Here is a 17,367-nt window from a genome sequence, read left to right as displayed (position 1 = left end):
CCCCTCTCGTTACGACCTTTGGATAATCGTGAGGCCAGGGTCAGACAATTTCTCCAGGGCTAGCTGACAGGTAACTCGCCCAGCGCGCAGTAGAGCCCCGGCATCTACGCCTCGGCGAGTGAGGATAGCGCTCGGCAGCTGGATTCCGGCACCGACATCCAGGCCAACCTCGCCGCGATCGACCGGTTCGCCGCCGAGGCTGCGCTTGACGGCGCCCTGGTCGCATTCCCGAAATACGCCTCTTACGTGAAGAAGACCGTGGACGCGACGTTCCTCGAGGTCGGGGAGCCGCTGGCCGGCCCCGTCTGCCAGGAACTCGCCAACACCGCCGCATTGCGTTGGTGGCGATTGTGGAGGAAAACCTCGGACGAACCGGCCAAGGCGTACAACACGCTGGTGGCTTTCGGGCCGGACGGCAAGGGGCTCGCGGTCTACCGAAAGATCCACCTTTTCGACGCGCAGGGCTTCGGGGAATCGACGTTCATCAAGCCGAGCCACCTTCCGCCAGCCCGGTGGTGTTCGGGTCCGGGGGAGCGCGCCTCGGCCTGATGACCTGCTACGACCTGCGGTTCCCGGAGCTGGCCAGGTCACTGGCCGACGCCGGCGCCCAGGTCCTGCTGGTCTGCTCGTCCGGGGTGCCGGGCACCCCCAAGACCGAGCAGTGGCTGGCGCTGAACGCGGTCCGCGCCATCGAGAACAGCGTTTACGTGGCAGGGGTGTGCCAGGCACCGCCGGTATCAGTGGGGCGGAGCGTGCTGGTGGATCCGATGGGGGTCATTGAGTCCGACCTCGGACTGGAACCCGGTGTGCGGGCCGTGGACATCTCGCTGGAGTCGGTCGCCAGGGTGCAGGAGTCGTTCCCGATGCTCCGGCAGCGGAGGCTTTAGGGTGCTTTTCGTTGTACGCGTCGCCATTCGTCCGGGGAAGTTACAAAAATTGCTTAGAAGATGTGCAATTTTTGTAAGGGCTGCAGATGTCGGTGGTGGGCGATAGATTGCAGCCATGACCAACGAAGTGAAACCCGCCAAGAAACATCCGGCTGTCCGCAGGTGCCCGGCCTGTGGGCACGAGTCCTGGCGGATCGCGTACGGCGTGGTCATGCCGGGCGTTACGGCTGAGGATCCGAAGACGGAGTTCCCTGGCTGCTGCCTGACGGAGGAAGTACGGATCTATCCGGCTACCGGCAAGGTTGAGACCGGAGTGCCACAGTGGGCGTGCCAGAACAACGAATGCCGGCACCGGTGGTGGTGACGGCGCCCGGGACTGGCTGAAGCAAGCCGATGGTGGACAACGGTTTTTGGGCACCAAGGCCCGGCGTTATAGTGCCTCAATGACACGACGACGCGTGCCGCAGCAGGAGCGCACTTCGACGGCAGTCTGCCCGGTTTGCGGCCACGAGGCCTGGCCGATCCTGTACGGAATGGGAAGCTCAAGGGCCAGGGAAGGGAATCCTCAAACCGTCTTCGCGGGCTGCCTAGTGATCATGGAACGGCGAATCAATCCCTGCACAGGAAGGAACGAGACTGGCAGGCCGGAATGGGCGTGCAGGAATGTGGAGTGCGGCCACCGCTGGTGGTAATGCCGGTGCCCTGTATGAGCGGCGCGGGCATTAGCCGGGGGACGTTAACTCGTGTCGTAGGCACTGCGAAGTGTCCTAGCATTCGCGTACTTACCTGACAGCTTTTCCTCTTTTGAGCTCCAATCCATGCCGCGGCAATGTGCTTCGGGTCGCGCAACCTGCATCCTCACGAGCAAAAATGTCAGAGGGGCGTCCCACCATTGGAACGTAAGGCAGCTGCGAAAGGGGCGAAAATGCTTGAGACCAAAACGGTGGAAGCGGCCAAAGCGACCAACACCGAGCTGGAGCTGATGCTACTGGTCCAGCCTGAGGAGTCACTGGAGTGGCAGGAGGAAGTCAATGGGCGGTACACAGGCTGGCACGATGTTGAATCTCCGTCCCACCTGATTTCCTTGATCCAGAGGATCGCGCAGGAAGGTGACTGGTTCACGGTGCAGACGAAGCATTTGGATGCCCAGCCCGTGGGACGGTATGCCCAGGCCATGAATACCGGTGAGGGCTACCAGGTGGAGGTTGCCCAAGTGAGCCGAGGAACCACTCATAACTGGCGAATCGGAACTGGATCGTCAGCAGATGACGCCGGCAATGAGCCGTCTGGCGGAGTGTCTAAGTCGCAGCGCCTCAGCCTGGCCGCGGCGTCTGAAGTGCTGGTGTCCTGGCTGAACGGACACGGACTGCCGCTCGGATACGGGGCGGCACTCCACACTTATCAGTGAGCCAGAGTGCCGCCCGCGGAGAAACCGTCAGCTCAGTTCTTCACGGCGTCGTCGTAGAATTTCGGATTGTCCGGGCCTGCAGAAGATCAGGATCAGCTCACTCACTGTCTGCCCGGTGATCTGCTCTACCATCCCCGCGTAGGTCGACAGCTGGCGCCAGTATGCCGCCAAGGTCTCCTGCGCGACACTGATGTCGGTCTTGAAATCGGCGATCACCAGAGTTCCATCGTCCTCGCGGTACATCAGGTCGATAATGCCCTCGAGTGTCGCGCCGCCAGCGGACGTGACAACAGGCAGTTCAAGCCAGTGCTCCCGGTCGGCGGCACGCTGTACTGGCGTGCTTCTCAGCGCAGAACGCGCCCGTTCAGCGAGGCCTGCCGGATCTGTGAGGCCGGATGTACTGGCGATCCGCTCGGCCAGTACATCGAGGTTCGCGTCCTCCCTTAGGCCGCTGAGTTCGAGAAGCCGGTGCAGGGCCGTACCGAATTCTTTGCCGTGCTCGCCAGCGGGTGCTGCGAATGAGGGCAGAGCTGAGTCCTCGTCCGCGCTCACAAACCGTACTGCCACATCATTAGCAAGTCCGGTCACCGCGGCCTTTGCGGTAGCGGTGACTGACGTTGAGGATTTTATTGCGGAGTACTTTTGCCACGTCTCGCGACGCCGCTGCCATGCGTCGTACGATTCAACTGGGGCGACCTCGTGGGGCGTTCTCGCCTGTAGTGGCATGTCCTCTGGGATATCCAAGTCCGGCGCCGAAACCGCATCTGCCGCATTCTTGAGGAACTGGCCGAGGCTGTTCTTGGCGTTCACGTAATGTGAAACGACTAGATGACTTTCCGCGCGCGTGCAGGCGACGTATAGCAGCCGGATCCTCTCTGCATCGCTGAACCGGTCTTCGACTGCCGCCGCGACACCATATCCAGCCGACCGAATGTCTCCGATGAAGTGCACCTGGAGTTGCGAGTCCTGATCCCAGAGGGCTGCGGCCTTCTGATTGTTGGGGCCGGACCCTGTGCCAGCCAGAATCACCATGGGAAATTCCAGCCCCTTGGAAGCGTGGATGGTCATGATCCGCACGGCTTGGACATCCATTTCCGGCACCACGGCTTCCTTGACCCGCGAGTTGTCCTCCTGCTGCACGGCAGCCCACACGAGGTAGTCACGTAGTCCGCCATGAGTGGCTTCCGTCCAGGCCCTGGCCTGGTCGATGACAAAACGGAGCCTGCGCCAAACGTCCCGGTAACGCGGGGCATCAACTGCTGCCTCCAGCATGCGCCGATCGGTAACCAGGCGCTCCATGATCTCGGCTGGCGTCAGCACTTCGATATCGCGGCACAAGGCCGCAAGGTACTGAAGGGAGTGGGCCACGGTGGAGTCTTTAAGCGCCTCCGACACGGGGGAGAAGAGGTTCCACCGGCCTCCGGCCTGCTTCCACTCGAACAGTTCATCGTCGCCGCACCCGAACAGGGCCGATCGCAGGGACAGCACAAGGGCCGCTTCGTCCGCCGTATTTGAGATTGCCCGCAACGCGAGCAGCAGGTCAGTGACCTCCTGTGTCGAGTACACCAATGAGGACGCTTCGGCCCGGTACTCGATGCCGGCGTCATCAAGTGCATCCTCGAGGGCGGCAAGGGACGTGCGGGTGGGGATCAAGACGCAAATGTCCTTCAGCTGAACGGGAGAACATGCGAAACCGCTGGACCGCTTGCTTTGTTTTTGCCAGGCCGGTAGCCCTGCGGTGCCGGTCGCGATTCTGATCGCTGCCGTTACATCGGCTGCTTCCTGCCGGCGCATATCGTCAGCGGAGACCTTTCCCGATTCGCCAGGTTGGGCGCCTGCACGGCCGATAACTGAGACAGCCGGACCGTGTTCGTCGCTCCACTTGGGTCGCTGGGGATCGGGCGTCAGCGCATGGTAGTCAGGCTGAATGGTCCCGCTTGGCTTAATGAGCTGGCCGAACGTGCCGTTGACCCACTCGAGGAGCGCTCCGGTAGACCGGAAGTTGGTCTGGAGCGAAGCGGTTACCGAGTTCTGCTCGGTGGAGAATCGCTGCTGGGCTGCAAGGTAGGTCGCAATGTCGGCCCTGCGGAAGCGGTAGATGGACTGCTTGGGATCGCCGACTGTGAACAGCCGGCCCGGAGGGATGGTGAGCTGCTCCCACCCGTCGGGCCCGCAGACGTCGTCGGCGGTAATCCGAGTGGCAAGTTCAGCTTGGATAGGGTCGGTGTCCTGGAATTCGTCCAGCATGATGCAGCGGTAGCGATTGTGGAGTGCCGCATGTACAGCGCGTTTGTCATCGCCGACAAGGAGGTCGCGGGCATGGATGAGGAGGTCGTGATACTCGAGCTCGCCGCTCTGCCGGCGTTCGCGTGCAGCCTGGAGGAGAACCTCTGCCATGGCGGCGATGACGGTTTGGACCGCGGGTTCGACGAAGCTGTTGCGCAGGGCTGTGGCCTGGTCGGCCAAGTCCTTGCAGGAGCTCCGCACGTCGGCGACGTTGATGGACCAGTTGCCTCTTTGTCCGCCGCTGAAGCCCTTTTGTGGAACAGAATGCAGGAGCTCGAGGACCAAGCCGAGTTCCCCGGTTTCCGCCTCTGCCAGCCGGCCGTGCCAGCCCTTGATGTGTTCGAAAGCGGTGAGCAACTTGTCGGCCGGATCCGTGCAGTGATCAGCGTGTGCGAGGACCTCGGAAGTCTGGCGCAGGATCGGGCCAAGGTCCACAGCCGGGATTCGACGCTTCTTGGGAGGGTGGCTTTCCAGCCGGTCCCAGTTCGCGTCCAAGTCAGCGGCCACATTCTGCAGGTGGTCCAAGGAAACGCCAACAGCGAGGATGATGCGGAGGGCGTCGTCGATGGACGGGTCTGTGAAGAGTTTCTGCCGGGCCGCTTTCCACCGACGCGTGAACGCAATCTGGGACCTCAGCTCGTCCACCACGGTGATCAGGGGTGGGACTCCGGCCTCGATGGGATGTTCGCTGATGATCCGCGCCGCGAAGGAGTGGATGGTGCCGATAGGAGCGGTGTCCAGCTGGTTCAGTGCCCGAAGGCGCAGCTCCGTCGGGCTTGCATCGGACAGTTGCCGGCGGACTCGCTCCCGAAGCTCGCCTGCTGCTTTTTCCGTGAAGGTGATGGCAGCGACACTTTTCAGTTCCACGCCGGCGTCGACCATCGCGCAGATGCGCTCGACGAGCTCATGTGTTTTGCCGCTGCCTGCGCCTGCTTCGACGAAGATGTTCGCTTCGAGCTCTTGCTCGATTAGCGCGCGGTCGGTCTGGTCTGCGAGTTCCAGGATTCCGGGTTTCATTTCTCCGCCTTCAGGAGCTGGGCATAGGGCTGAAGTTCGTGGGCGTTTTGAAGCTTCAGCCACTGCTGGCCAAGTTCTTGGGCGCCCATCATGGTGGTGAAATTGACGTATCTGTCCGATTCGGGCCGAGGGGGAAATATTCCGTTCCGCAATGCAGAAATGATGAGACCCACGTCCGTGCGGAGCTGCTCAACAACGTCGTCCGTCACGGCGTAGCCGATCTCCGCGAAATTGCCGGCCCTTGAGATGAACCAATACTGGGCCACGACGGGCGACAGCGGATCTGCCAGGGTCCGGGCGAACAGACCGTAGACCGGAAGCTGGTACCGGGTGCCTTCCGCGGTTGGATGGTCGTTGAGCGGTTTGTACTTGTCGGCCTTGCCGGTTTTGTAATCGGTAACCCTGACGCTGCCGTCGGCGTTGCGGTCTATCCGGTCCACTTTCCCGCGGAACTGGACCTCTGTGCCGTCGTCGAGGGCCAGCTGGACCGGCGGGTAGCCGTCGGTGTCAGCCGGGCCGAAGCTTGCTTCCTCCGCCAGATAGCTCCAGCCTTCGTTGGATTGGGCATGATCCTCATCGAACACCCGTTGCAGGTCCTGGCGGATCATGGCCTGGTTCCGCTCCCAGACATGACTGAGCCACGCCGGGTTGGCGAATGCCTCGAAGGCGGCGTCGGCTAGTTCCATGAGGCGGCTCGACGACGGTGGAAGGCCGTCCTTCGTGATGCTGCGGACGTAGTCTTCCAGTACTTCGTGTACGAGGATGCCCCGCTGCTGTGGCGAAATTTGAACTTCCAGTGCGACGTCCTCCAGGATATTCACCCTCAGGACGTGCTTTAGGAAGTAGCTGAACGGACTCGTCACCCAGTCCTCGAGGCGGGTCGGGGACAACGCGTTCTGGGGGTTGACGATGGCACCGGCGTGTGCGCTGAGGTTGCCGTTGAATCTGGAGAAGACACCATCGCGCCGGTCTCGGGTGACGGCCAAGGCTTGCTTCAACGAAGTATCTTCTCGGAGCGCCCCTACGCGGTCCTCGGCGGTGAGGATGCGGCGCAGCCGCCACTCCTGCGCCGTAGGGGGAAGCGCAGCCAAGGTTGGGGCGCCGTTCTCGATGCCATGGGCGAAGGACTGCAGTTCGTCGTCCGGTTTGGCGTTGATCCACCGGGAAATCTGGTAACTGCCGGATCCGCGCAGATCGCCGCGGGGGCTGGTGATGATGCGTTCGGATCCGGCAGCGAGGGCAGCGAGGAACTGTTCCTTGCTGGCTTCTGCAAGCTGCTCGACCGTGGGGAGAAGGCCGCCTAGGACGGTACGGGCGTTGTCCGGAAGGAGCGGGTTCTCACGAATCCTCGCCGGCGCCAAACCTTCCGCCGCACCGAGAAGGAACAGGGAATCCAAGTCCCTGGCGACGGCGTCGGCGTAGCTTCCGATGACGACCCCGGTGCCGCTTTTCCCGGTCCAGCCGCCTTTGGATGCTACCCCTTCCTCCATTGCACTTTGGATGAGCGAGGGGCGAGGCTGCGGGCCGACGAGGTCGAGGTGACGGAGGTCAAGGGCGACTTGGACCAGGGCGTCACGGGCAGCAGCCTTCTCCGGCCGTTCAGTAGCGGTTCGCGGGCCCATGAAGCCTTCAAGAAGCAAGACCAGCCCGGCTGACGTTTCGCTCCACGTTGTGGCAGCGTGGATCTGAGCAAGCTGGGCAGCTAGTGCCGCGACAAAGGACTGGAATACTCCGAACCGCTCAAGTTGGAAGGCCGGGGTATCGGAGCCCTTCTCACCGGCGTGGTCTTCGGCTGGTGGACTGGCGTACAGTTTTTCGCAGACGGCGCTGCTGGGCAGCTTCTGTTCTTGCCATGCGAATGTTCCTTCGGCGTGGATGTTCAGGATGGCGCGCGTGTCAGGTTGCTGAGGGTCGAGTTTCAGTAATTGGACAAGGCCGCGCGCGAGCGGCGCGTCGGTGAGCCGGTGGGCGGCCGGACCGACGAAAGTTACTCCCGACTCGCTAAGCCGTTGGGTCAGCAAAGTGGCGTAGGGCCGGGAAACTGAGTGGAAGATGCCGATGCGGTGTCCAGGAGTGCCTGCTGCCAGCCTTTCGACGACAAGCCGGACGACGGCGCGGACTTCGTCGTCGGCGTCCGAGGCTGTCATCAGGGTTGTACTGTCGCCCGCGGTACTTGCCGCAGTGATGCCCTGCATTCCGGTCTGTTCGAGGCTCTGTCTGAAGGAAGACTCGGAGGGACGGGTTTCGGTGCCCAGCATGAAGCCAATGACTGTTCCAAGCCGTCGCATCACCCTGTCGGTTCCAAGTTTGCGGCCCGCGAGGGTATAGGCTTCGTGGTCGGTGTACCACGCTGAATCCAGCGACTCCTTGGCGGTCCTGTGGATCCGAAGCACTTCATGCATGAGGTCCGGAAGTGCCGGGTCGGATGAGTCCGTTACGGCGTCCAGCAGTTCAGCTGTCTTGGCTATGGCGCGGGCCGTGGCGGGCTGGTTGGCGACATCTTTGAAGAGCCCTGGATCGTCGATCAAGACCCTGCTGATCGCTCCAGTCCTGAGGACCGGCTGGAGTGGGCGTTTTCCATTTATGGCGGGGTCGTCGGCGATGAGCTCAGTTGCCAGATCCTTCAGCGTGAGTGCTTTGATGCCCGCGCTGCCCGCACCAGAGTTAAGCGTCCTGCCGAGGAATCGGGTTACGTCCAAACCGGAAGCGTGGGACGGAACCACGATGGTTACAGGAGCGAGCGGATCCGAAACCTGAGCCCGGCCAATCATTTGGGCCAGCTCCGACAATGCGTCACTCACTGACGAAAAAATAGTGCAGGTCATGCAGTCCCCCTCATCCTGACGTTTCACACAACATAACAACCAGCACTGACGGAATTGCTATCAAGTCTTCGTGCCGTTTCCTGGGCCGCTGTCCTCGCCGGCCTGCGCAGCGGCCGCGAGCAAGCTGTCAAAGCTCGTTATTCCGTAGTTGGGCGGCGTAATGGTGATGATGACGCGCGTGGTGCGGATGACCGTGTCCGCTCGCTTAACTACGGGTTCCCGCGCCGGCAACGGTGGTTGCTCACGTATTACCCTGAGGTCCAGCCCGGGAACCCCGTTCACGAGCAGCGGAAGGGGCTTGCCGTTTTCGATCAGTGCCCGGAACTGTTGGACTGACAATCGATCACTGACGTTTCCTGTCAGCCCCAATATTGTGTCGTTGACATTTGACGTGAGGCACTCAAGAAACCTGCGTTCGGCAGCAGCTTTTCCTGTTACTGCGAGCGTAGTAAAGACGATGGCAAAGACCGCTGCGAACAGGGCGAAGGCACCGAAGCTCCTGAGGCCGGGCGCGAAGACCATGAGAATGAGGCAAAGGACTGCGCCGATCACGGCGAACCCGACGAACATGTTTACACCGTCTTGCCCGGGCCTGCCGCTCCACTGTTCGGAGGTAAAGCTGTTGAGGATCCGGTGCTCCTCTCTGGATTTGGACACTATTGCTCTCCCTTCGCTTCCAGCAGTGCCTCGGCCAAGATGATTGCCTGCCGCGCGTCTTGGAGGTCGCTCTGCAGTCCAGGGTCGCGGACTGCTGCCGCAGGGGCGTTCTGGCTCCCGACGAGGTCTCCGATTGCCTTGCTGAGGTTTTCGCGCTCCTGAGAAAGCATCTGGGATGAAGCCAGTTTCATCTTGCTCTTCCTCAGGTCATTGAGAGATCTGGTGACCTCCTCGCGCCGCGCATGGATGGCAGCCAATCGGTGCTCGATGCGCTGCGTCCGGTTCCTGAACAGGGGCTCCATCTTGAGCGCCACGTCATGCAGCTCGTTCAGCGCATCATGCGTCCCAGCCCCACCGGCTTGCCCCGCCAGCAGGTCCCCGCACCGGCTGCATCGCTTCTCCCAAAGCTGAATGCCGGTGCGGTTCTGGTCCAACAGTAGTGTCAGGATCTCGACGGTTTGGTTGAGTGCGTCGCGCCGTGCTGTGAGACTGGCACTGGCAGCGTCAAGGCGCCCTATGAACTCCGCATAGTTGTCTACCGGTGCTCTACCTGCAGCGAACGGCGGTGGCTTGTTCGACTGTGGCATCAGGCTGACCTCGGTTCAGTGTCGCTGCAGTAGTTGCCGTCGGAATAGAATCCACGCAGGGAAGCGGTGACATCCGGATCCTTGAGCTTCTCCATCGTCTTGGATTCGATCTGGCGAATTCGTTCCCGCGTTACCCCGTACACCTTCCCGATTGCATCCAAGGTCTTTTCCTCGCCGTCCGCGAGTCCGAAGCGCAGTGCAATGACGCCAGCCTCCCGCTCACTCAGGGTGTCTAGAACGGACTGGATCTCTGCCTTCAGCTGGTCATTTGCGATTCGCTCGATGACGTCCGGGTCGGAGGAACCGGCCATCTGTTCTGCCAGCGGCTCGGCCCCTCCGCGGCCGTCGGGGACGGGGATGTCCAAGGAATAGATGGGCTTGTCTAGGCCAAGCAGGTATTGGACCTTGTCCGCGGTGTGGCCTGTGAGGTTGCCGAGCTCCTCGCAGCTCTGAACTAGTCCGTTCGCCATCCCTTCGCGCTGCACGGCCTGGACCTTGTGGATCTGCTCCACCATATGAACGGGAAGGCGGATCAGGCGGCCCTGATCGGCCAGAGCCCGCGTTACGGCTTGGCGGATCCACCACGTCGCATACGTCGAAAACTTGAAGCCCAGGGTGTAGTCGAACTTGCAGACAGCTCGGTGAAGACCGATATTCCCCTCTTGAATCAGGTCCAGAAAATCCAACCCTTGGCCCATGTACCGCTTAGCGATCGACGCGACGAGTCGAAGGTTCGCCTTCAGCAGGGCGGTGGCAGCGTGCTCACCCAGCAAGGCAATCGCGCGCAGCTCCCGTGCTTCCCTGCGGCTGCGGGGAGTGCAGTCCCCCAAGAGATGCGCGGCGAAAAGCCCGGCCTCGATGTCCTGCGCAAGCTCCACTTCCTGCTCCGCAGTCAGGAGGTCAGCCCGTCCGGCTCGCCGCAGGTAGTCGGAGACGGCATCGTCGCTGAACCCCTCGAGACCGGCAAGTTCCTCCGGCCAGTCCTGATCTTCGAGATCGAAGGACGTGGGCTCAGCTTCGTCCACATCGCCGCCGAGGGGTTCAAGGGCAGCCTCGTCCCGCTCGCTAAGGAAATCCCCGCGGGGCTCACTCTCCGGACCACCTGGGGTTACTTCCCCGGCTTGAGTGCCGCTCCCACTCACCGGCGGAAGCGGTTCTGGCCCGGGCGCCGGCGGCTGCTCCGGCTCCGGCTGGCGGAGAAACTCCTGCAACCGGTCGAGGTCCGCCTTCATGTCAAAGAAGTCGACCTCGCGGGCATGCGGCAGAACGCGGCCCAGAAACTCCTCGCCCTGCACCTCCGGATCCTCGACGGTTCCCTTGGAGTACAGAACTACCAGGCGGCCCACGCGTCCGTCCGCCTTCTTGCGGATGACACGTCCCAGTCGCTGCACCATCTGGCGCTGGCTCCGGTTGGCGGCAACGATGATGCCAAGATCGGCTTCCGGAACGTCAATCCCTTCGTCGAGGAGCCGCGGCGCCGCCAGGATCTGGGAGGCGCACTGCGGAAGTCCTCCATTCCCTGCTTCCGGTCATCCTTGGACATCCCGCTGAACAGCGCCGAGGCTCGGGATCCCATCGCCGTGAACAGTTCCTGGGCTCGGCGCGCGGACTCCTGGGTCTGCGTGAAGACAAGCGTCCCCCGTGACTGGTCCACGGAAGCCTTCAACGCGGCCAGTGCGAGGTACTTCGTCCGTGCCTCTGCCAGCAGCGTGAGTCGGGATGACATGGCCCGCATGTACCTGCGGGCGAGCGTTGCTTCCCGGCTCGGGGACTCGGATGCGGCCAGCGTAGCCACGGCCGCAATGAACTGGTGGAAAGGCCGCCGGGGGATACCGGCATAGGACTCAAGGTGACGTGCCGTTTCAAGCATCGTGTCGGAGAACTCGTCGTAGCTGACTTGTTCCGAAGGGGTCAGGTCAACCCCGACAAGCGCGATATCGAAGGGAGCAATAACCTCGTCCCGCAGTGCCCTGTCGTACCAGAGGCTATAGACGACCCCGCCGAAATACGGCGTCAGCAGGTCTTCATGCCCGCCGTCGGACCGCTCGTAGGTGGCCGTCAGCCCAAGCCGCCAAGAGTAGCCTTCCTGGAGCGAGCCGGTAAACATCGGCGCGGCATAGCGGTGGCACTCGTCGGCGATAATCAGCCCGGCCTTGTGGCTGCGCAGAGTCTCCCGGTTGGATGCCGAGTGCACAATCGCCACGAGGATGTCGACATGGTCAAGGGAGTCCGAGCGGCCGTTGCCGAGTGACCCGCGCCGCGCCTTGGGCAGGTCGTGCTGAAGGGAGGAAAGCCATTGTCCCTGGAGCTCTGCGGTCGGCACGAGGATAAGGACCTTGATGCCCTGCCTGACTGCTTCGAAGGCGGCAGCGATCCCAACGCGCGTCTTACCGGCGCCGGTCACAGCCTCGATCACTCCGCGCCGGGCATTTGCGTGCCACGCCTTCAGCGCCTCCTGCTGCCAGGCATAAAGAAATGCGTAGTCGTACTCGGTCGGAACAGACAGGGCAGCAAGCGTTTCGGGAGCCCTCGGCAGCGTCGTCACCGGAATGGACGGGTAGTCGGCAAGTTCTGGCATTTCATCCCCCATTGGATGGTTTGGAACCTAGTGGAAGAAGGCTAAGGTGCAGGTCTGACAAAAACTGAGCAGCCCGCCGTCGTGCTCTTCTTGCAAGCCCCGGGGACGTTAGGCAGGCGGAGGCTGCCACGCCTCCGCCTTCGACAGCGCCATCTTCAGCTCCCGACCGCCGGCCTCCTCCAGCAGCGCGCTGTCGCCAACCACCACCAGCAGGCTCCGCGCCCGGGACAACCCGACGTACAGCTGTTCCGCCGCGCGTTCCATGTCCTTGAAGCCGTTGACGCACAGCACCACGACAGAGCGCTCCAGGCCCTTGAAGCCCAGCACGTGGCCATAGAACACGTCGTTGTTCGCGTGGAAGTCGAGCCAGTACTCGGCGATGGTGCCGGCATTGACGTGCTCCAGGTGCGCCGGATGCCGCGAGTGGGTGGTGAGGAGAGCTATCTGGTTGTTGGCCCAGCCTTCATCCATGAGCGACTCGACACAATTGTCGGCAGCATCGAGCGCGTCATCGGTTGCGCATTCAACCCTGCGGACGGGCAGGCCGGTGCCGCCGCGCGGGGTGAAGTGCTCGCCGGCGAAGGACTTGAATGTCTCGGCGATCTTCCGGGTGTTCCGCAGGTTTTCGTCGATGTGGATCGGCACCAGATCCGCCGTCGGATGGTTAGTGCCGGAAGCCGCTCCGCCCCACCGCCGGTAGACGTCCTGGCGGTCGTCCATGAACGCGTACACCTCTCCGCTGTCGGGACTTGTGGTGCACGCCAACAGCGATTCCCACCACAGCGGCGCAAAGTCTTGCGCTTCATCGACGACGACGGCGTCCAGCCGGTCGTGCGGGTCCATGCCGGCCGCAAGGTCCTTGAGGAGGCGTGGCATTTCCTCCTCGAAGTATTGCAAGTCGGAACCATCCCGGACGCCCAGCCCGCGCACGTACTCGTGGAATTCGCCGGTAAAAACGGGCTTGTTCTGCCGCCAGCCGGATACCTGCTGCTCCAGGTATTGGCCGAGGCCCTTGTTGTAGCAGAAGAGCCCCACCCGCTTGCCTTCCCGGCACAGCAGCCGGGCCTTCTCCACGGCGAGCCAGGTCTTGCCGCTGCCCGCACCGCCGGTGAACCTCACCCGCTTAAGCGACCTGGTTGCCTGCAAGAGGATGGCCTGGCGCTCCGTGAGGTGATCCTGTGCGTCCTCGGCTTCCCGCGGATCCAGCGACCCCTCGGACCGCGTATTTAGGTCCCCACAGAGGTGGGGGAGGATGCGCTCCAGGAACGCCGGCGCCAGGGTCGTGGCCCCGCCACCTTCGTGCTCGATGGCATACCTGATCAACTGGGCTGGAGACCGCATGTCCGTTTGGTCGAGTATCAGCGAGCGGGGGCATCCGGCCATCGTCCAGTCCCGTCGGACATCCGTGTAGGGAAGACTGACCAGATAAGCGAAGCGGCTGCTGAGCCGGGAGCCGAGTCGGTCCTCGAGCCAGGTCTTGAAGGCGTGCATCGAACCCTGGGACTGCGCGACCGGGCTCTTGATGTGGTGCTTGCCGGCCCTGTCGGACTGGTACCACTGCCCGTTCTCGACGCCGACCTTACCGCCTTTGACTTCGATCGCGGCCATGCCGACGCCCGGCCACAGCACCAGCAGGTCGATCTCATGCTCGCGTCGGCCATCCCGGACCTGTACGGAATGGGCCAGCACGCAGTCATCCGGCAGGCTGCTCCTTAGCGCTTCCCACACGGCTTTCTCGGCCAGTTGGCCGTCGCCGAACTCGGGTTTCTCCGGAATACATCTCACTGCTGCCCCCATGCCCTGTGACGGCGGCCATGCCGCGCATTTGTGAACATCTTAGGTTGCCCGCCGGTTTTACGACGGCTTCAAACCGGTGCGTTCTGCCTGGGCGTCGGCAACTGCGAGCAAATCCATGAACAAGGAATTGGGCTGTGCCCCCGGCAGCACGCGCCGCACGTCTTTCAGCGCTCGCAGCGGGGAGACACCGGCAACCTTCGCGCCGTACAGCGCCGCCACGGTCGGCGTCCGTGACTCGGCCCGGACGCAGTGCAGCAGCACCGTCTTGCCTTCCGCCCGGTAGCGTTCGACGGCGGTCGCCGCCTCCCGGAGCACGAACTCTGGATGGGCGTTGTCCCCGGCATCAAAGGAATCAATTACCCAGAAAGTCACGTGGTCCGCTGCGGCGACGCCGAAAACATCCTCCGTGCCCAGTCGGCACAACGAGACCACAGCGTTGATGCCCAACTCACCCACGCGGGCGACCGAGTCGACGCCACCCAACCAGACGCCGTCGTCGTGCGGGTGCCGGACCAGCGCATCGGTGCGTCCTTCTCTGCTGTAGTCCTGCGTGACCGCCCGCGGCCACTCACTCACGAGACGGCCGCTACCCGCGGCCAGCTCCATGCCCAGCATCATCAGGTCGCGGCCACGCAGCCCCGGCCAGCCATGCAAGTGCCGGCGCCACTCGAACGGCACGGCGGAGTAGCCGTAGGCGGCGCCGAGCAGGCCGCCCGCGATCGCGGCGACGGTGTCCGTGTCGCGGCCGCCGCGCACGGCTTCCTCCAGAGCGGTCCGGAGATGGGCAGGACCAGCCGCGGAACCGGATGTGGAGTGGATAGCGCTCCACGCCCCCTGGAACGCCTCCACCACCCAGCCGTTGCGGGCGAAGTCCCGTGGCCGGGATCGCTCTGCCACCTCGATCCGCTCCAGCCAGACGGACGCACGCCCCGGGGGCAGCAAAGCAAGCCCGGACCGGACATCCAGTTCGCCGGTGAGTACCGCCTGCCGGATGGCGACGCACCACAACCCGCAGGCCTCCTGCGCGTCGGGGTCGGCGTGGGTCAGGGCGCTGACGGCCAAGGCCTGGGCCATGAGCTCCTCGGGGCTGCGGTCCAGATAGGCCAGCGCCAGGGGAGCGGTGCGCATGAGCGAGCCGTTGCCGGCGCTCCGGCCGGTGCGGGCATGGAACGCGCCGGCAGCAGCGCGGAAGTCCGCGGCGTCCACGTCGCTCCGGCCCGCCGCAGTGGCTGTCCGACGGGCCGCGGCGATGACGGCGCTGGTCTGCGCCCCCACGTCTTTGGCGTCCGCGGCCCACGCCGTCCAGGCCCGGACGGTCCCGTCGAGCGCGGAAGGGGAACCGGGTGCTGGGAGGGAGTCGAGGAAGGCCCCGGCGATCGCGATGGCCATGGACGTGTCGTCGGTCCACTCGGCTGGGGCGAAGCCGAACGGGCCGCCGCCCTTCATGCTCACCGGGGTGCCGTCGGGAAGCGGCGCGCCGAATTCGTAGCCGGCGCCGAGGGCGTCTCCCGCAGCGAGGGTGACGAGGACGCCGGCGGCGCGGTCCTTCTGCAATGAGCTGAGTTTCATGCGATCTCCATCAGGGGGTGTTTGGTGTTCCAGCCGGTCAGGTGGGCCAGCTCGGCTTCGCGGCGGGGGAGTGCGACGGCGATGCCCGCCGCCGCGACGTGTCCCGCGGCGCGGGTGACGTTGCGGCTGCGGAGCGCGCCGTGGTCCCGGACCTCCAGCGTGGGCAGGCCGCCGTCGAACGGTCCGAACTCCAGGGCCTGGACCGCGGCGGCGAAGTCCCGTGCACGCTGGCCGGGCATCGGCCCCGAGGCCATCACGTGCGGGGGAAGGAGCTCCAGGTCGAGCAGTGCGGATTCGACCAGCTGGCCGTAGTGCCGGCGGAACAGCGTGTGTGTGCCGAAGACCTCGAGCAGGAGCGGCTGCGTGCCGAGCCCGATCACCACGCCGCGCTGGCCCTCGATCGGGGCCGGGGCGTCGGAGGCGTCGAAACGGGTCTTGTCCCGGGGTTCCGCCTTTGAAGCGGTCCATGTGCTCCAGCAGCGAGCTGGTCACGGACCGGCCCCGGGCCGCGTCGAACCGGCTGACCCGGTTCCAGATACGGCCCTGGCGGTCGGCGCCCCGCGGATCTGCCGGACCGGTGGCGAGCTCTGCCCAGACGTTCAGCGGGGCGCGGCGAGCCTGCCGGCGGTGGCTAGGCGTGCCTTCCCAGCGGCCGGCCTCCACGCAGTACGTGTCGATGTCGCGCGTTTCGCCCGGGCCGAGGAGAACGTCCCTGGCGCAGGTCCGGTGCTGTTGGCCGCCCTCGAGCAGCTCGCCTTCGAGCAGGAGGGCCGGGCGCGGTCCGTTGTTGGTGACGGTGAGACGGGGAACCTGCGGGCCGCCGGCCAGCTCGGTGACGGCGACGTCGGCGTGGGTGCCCGTGCTGATGCCGAGCCCGCCGGCGCCCGCCGTCCACACGGGAAAGATGCTGAGCGGCCCGAGCTTGGTGCCGGCCCCGACGTGCAGCTGTTGAATCTTCATGATGACCTCCAGAATCTTTAGCTCATATCTGAGCTAATTGACTCAAGTATGCACCGCTTGAATCTTTAGCGCAATACTGAGATAAATAGTTCTGTGATGGTTCCGAAAGATTCTTCCCATGCTTCCCTGCTGAAGTACCCGCGGCCGTCGGTGGCGGTGGACACCGCGGTGCTGACCGTCGCTGACGGCAGTCTTTGTGTGCTCCTGGTGCGGCGCGGCGAGGACCACCAGCACGGCAAGTGGGCGCTGCCCGGCAGCTTCCTGCGCGAGCGTGAGCGGCTGCCCGATGCGGTGCTGCGGTCCCTGCGCGAGAAGGCCGGAATCTCGGGGCGGGTACCCCGGCAGCTGCACGTCTTCGACGACCCGGCGAGGGACGACCGGGGCTGGGTGCTGTCCGTAGCACACGTGGATGTGGTGCCCGTGGCGGCACTGGAGGAAGCGGTGAAGTCCGACGGCGTCCGGCTGGCTTCCGTGACTGGGGAGCCGGAGCTGATCGCGGGGCTGCTGTACGGGCACGCGGAGATGGTGGCGAAGGCGGTGGAGTGGCTGCGGGCCGCTTACGCTGAGGCGCCGGATCCAGGGGCGCTACTGGAAGAGCCGTTCACGCTCAAGGAGCTGCGGGATCTGCATGAGATAGTGGCCGGTCGCAGGCTGATGCGGGATACGTTCCGGCGTTTCATGGAGCCACAGCTGGCCGGGACGGGGCAGATGTCGGACGGGACGCGGGGGAGGCCGTCCCGGCTGTGGAGGCGGGCTGGAGCGCTGAGTAAGCCCTAGCGCCAGCGTTGTCGACACC

The 17,367-nt window shown here is 64.1% G+C and carries 12 protein-coding genes and 3 pseudogenes; 5 read left to right on the top strand and 10 right to left on the bottom strand.

Annotation, left to right across the window (positions count from 1 at the left end):
• The first annotated feature begins 102 nt into the window (after nucleotides 1–102).
• The 4 genes from AC5RUM_RS16605 to AC5RUM_RS16590 all read left to right on the top strand — a co-directional run bounded on the left by AC5RUM_RS16605 (nucleotide 103) and on the right by AC5RUM_RS16590 (nucleotide 2,295).
• Nucleotides 103–549 carry a nitrilase-related carbon-nitrogen hydrolase gene (locus tag AC5RUM_RS16605; RefSeq protein WP_494036078.1) on the top strand — a complete coding sequence of 149 codons (447 nt, stop codon included), beginning with the start codon at nucleotides 103–105 and terminating at the stop codon, nucleotides 547–549.
• Nucleotides 549–887 carry a nitrilase-related carbon-nitrogen hydrolase gene (locus AC5RUM_RS16600; RefSeq protein ID WP_494035964.1) on the top strand — a complete coding sequence of 113 codons (339 nt, stop codon included), beginning with the start codon at nucleotides 549–551 and terminating at the stop codon, nucleotides 885–887. Before AC5RUM_RS16605 ends, AC5RUM_RS16600 begins: the two co-directional genes overlap by 1 nt.
• Before the next feature lie 115 nt (nucleotides 888–1,002).
• Entirely contained in the window at nucleotides 1,003–1,251 is a 249-nt protein-coding gene (locus AC5RUM_RS16595) for a hypothetical protein (RefSeq protein WP_494035963.1), read from the top strand.
• Between the two features lie 561 nt (nucleotides 1,252–1,812).
• Nucleotides 1,813–2,295: a hypothetical protein gene (locus tag AC5RUM_RS16590; RefSeq protein ID WP_494035962.1), complete on the top strand. Its 483-nt coding sequence runs from the start codon at nucleotides 1,813–1,815 to the stop codon at nucleotides 2,293–2,295.
• Between the two features lie 27 nt (nucleotides 2,296–2,322).
• On the opposite strand, the gene AC5RUM_RS16585 is transcribed toward AC5RUM_RS16590, so the two are convergent.
• The 10 genes and pseudogenes from AC5RUM_RS16585 to AC5RUM_RS16540 all read right to left on the bottom strand — a co-directional run.
• On the bottom strand, nucleotides 2,323–5,598 hold the full coding sequence (locus tag AC5RUM_RS16585; protein WP_494035961.1) for a UvrD-helicase domain-containing protein: 3,276 nt from the start codon (nucleotides 5,596–5,598) through the stop codon (nucleotides 2,323–2,325).
• Nucleotides 5,595–8,399, bottom strand: coding sequence for a PD-(D/E)XK nuclease family protein (locus tag AC5RUM_RS16580; RefSeq protein WP_494035960.1), 2,805 nt, complete (start codon nucleotides 8,397–8,399; stop codon nucleotides 5,595–5,597). Before AC5RUM_RS16580 ends, AC5RUM_RS16585 begins: the two co-directional genes overlap by 4 nt.
• An 84-nt stretch (nucleotides 8,400–8,483) precedes the next feature.
• Nucleotides 8,484–9,080 (bottom strand): hypothetical protein, encoded by a 597-nt coding sequence (locus tag AC5RUM_RS16575; protein ID WP_494035959.1) that lies wholly within the window; start codon nucleotides 9,078–9,080, stop codon nucleotides 8,484–8,486.
• Nucleotides 9,080–9,667 carry a hypothetical protein gene (locus AC5RUM_RS16570; RefSeq protein ID WP_494035958.1) on the bottom strand — a complete coding sequence of 196 codons (588 nt, stop codon included), beginning with the start codon at nucleotides 9,665–9,667 and terminating at the stop codon, nucleotides 9,080–9,082. Before AC5RUM_RS16570 ends, AC5RUM_RS16575 begins: the two co-directional genes overlap by 1 nt.
• Nucleotides 9,667–11,061 (bottom strand): sigma-70 family RNA polymerase sigma factor, encoded by a 1,395-nt coding sequence (locus tag AC5RUM_RS16565; protein WP_494035957.1) that lies wholly within the window; start codon nucleotides 11,059–11,061, stop codon nucleotides 9,667–9,669. The genes AC5RUM_RS16570 and AC5RUM_RS16565 overlap by 1 nt, the downstream gene beginning before the upstream one ends.
• Before the next feature lie 659 nt (nucleotides 11,062–11,720).
• Nucleotides 11,721–12,245 (bottom strand): annotated as a pseudogene (locus tag AC5RUM_RS16560) (DEAD/DEAH box helicase family protein); the annotation flags it as partial.
• Between the two features lie 108 nt (nucleotides 12,246–12,353).
• On the bottom strand, nucleotides 12,354–14,030 hold the full coding sequence (locus AC5RUM_RS16555) for a nuclease-related domain-containing DEAD/DEAH box helicase (protein WP_494035956.1): 1,677 nt from the start codon (nucleotides 14,028–14,030) through the stop codon (nucleotides 12,354–12,356).
• A 69-nt stretch (nucleotides 14,031–14,099) separates the two neighbouring features.
• Nucleotides 14,100–15,611, bottom strand: coding sequence for an ADP-ribosylglycohydrolase family protein (locus AC5RUM_RS16550; RefSeq protein WP_494036077.1), 1,512 nt, complete (start codon nucleotides 15,609–15,611; stop codon nucleotides 14,100–14,102).
• Nucleotides 15,608–16,042 (bottom strand): annotated as a pseudogene (locus AC5RUM_RS16545) (ARPP-1 family domain-containing protein); the annotation flags it as partial. The pseudogene AC5RUM_RS16545 and the gene AC5RUM_RS16550, both read right to left, overlap by 4 nt.
• 88 nt (nucleotides 16,043–16,130) lie before the next feature.
• Nucleotides 16,131–16,571, bottom strand: a pseudogene (locus AC5RUM_RS16540) (ARPP-1 family domain-containing protein); the annotation flags it as partial.
• Between the two features lie 96 nt (nucleotides 16,572–16,667).
• Between AC5RUM_RS16540 and AC5RUM_RS16535 the strand changes: the two are divergent.
• On the top strand, nucleotides 16,668–17,348 hold the full coding sequence (locus tag AC5RUM_RS16535) for an NUDIX hydrolase (protein WP_494035955.1): 681 nt from the start codon (nucleotides 16,668–16,670) through the stop codon (nucleotides 17,346–17,348).
• Nucleotides 17,349–17,367: the final 19 nt, after the last annotated feature.

It is taken from the genome of Arthrobacter sp. B2060, assembly GCF_059090445.1.
This window is presented reverse-complemented; position numbering and strand designations above follow the sequence as displayed.

Coding starts and splice junctions, on each gene's coding strand:
- AC5RUM_RS16600 (WP_494035964.1), top strand. CDS start 549: ATGACCTGCTACGACCTGCGGTTCCCGGAGCTGGCCAGGTCACTGGCC.
- AC5RUM_RS16595 (WP_494035963.1), top strand. CDS start 1,003: ATGACCAACGAAGTGAAACCCGCCAAGAAACATCCGGCTGTCCGCAGG.
- AC5RUM_RS16590 (WP_494035962.1), top strand. CDS start 1,813: ATGCTTGAGACCAAAACGGTGGAAGCGGCCAAAGCGACCAACACCGAG.
- AC5RUM_RS16585 (WP_494035961.1), bottom strand. CDS start 5,598: ATGAAACCCGGAATCCTGGAACTCGCAGACCAGACCGACCGCGCGCTA.
- AC5RUM_RS16570 (WP_494035958.1), bottom strand. CDS start 9,667: ATGCCACAGTCGAACAAGCCACCGCCGTTCGCTGCAGGTAGAGCACCG.
- AC5RUM_RS16565 (WP_494035957.1), bottom strand. CDS start 11,061: ATGGTGCAGCGACTGGGACGTGTCATCCGCAAGAAGGCGGACGGACGC.
- AC5RUM_RS16550 (WP_494036077.1), bottom strand. CDS start 15,611: ATGAAACTCAGCTCATTGCAGAAGGACCGCGCCGCCGGCGTCCTCGTC.
- AC5RUM_RS16535 (WP_494035955.1), top strand. CDS start 16,668: ATGGTTCCGAAAGATTCTTCCCATGCTTCCCTGCTGAAGTACCCGCGG.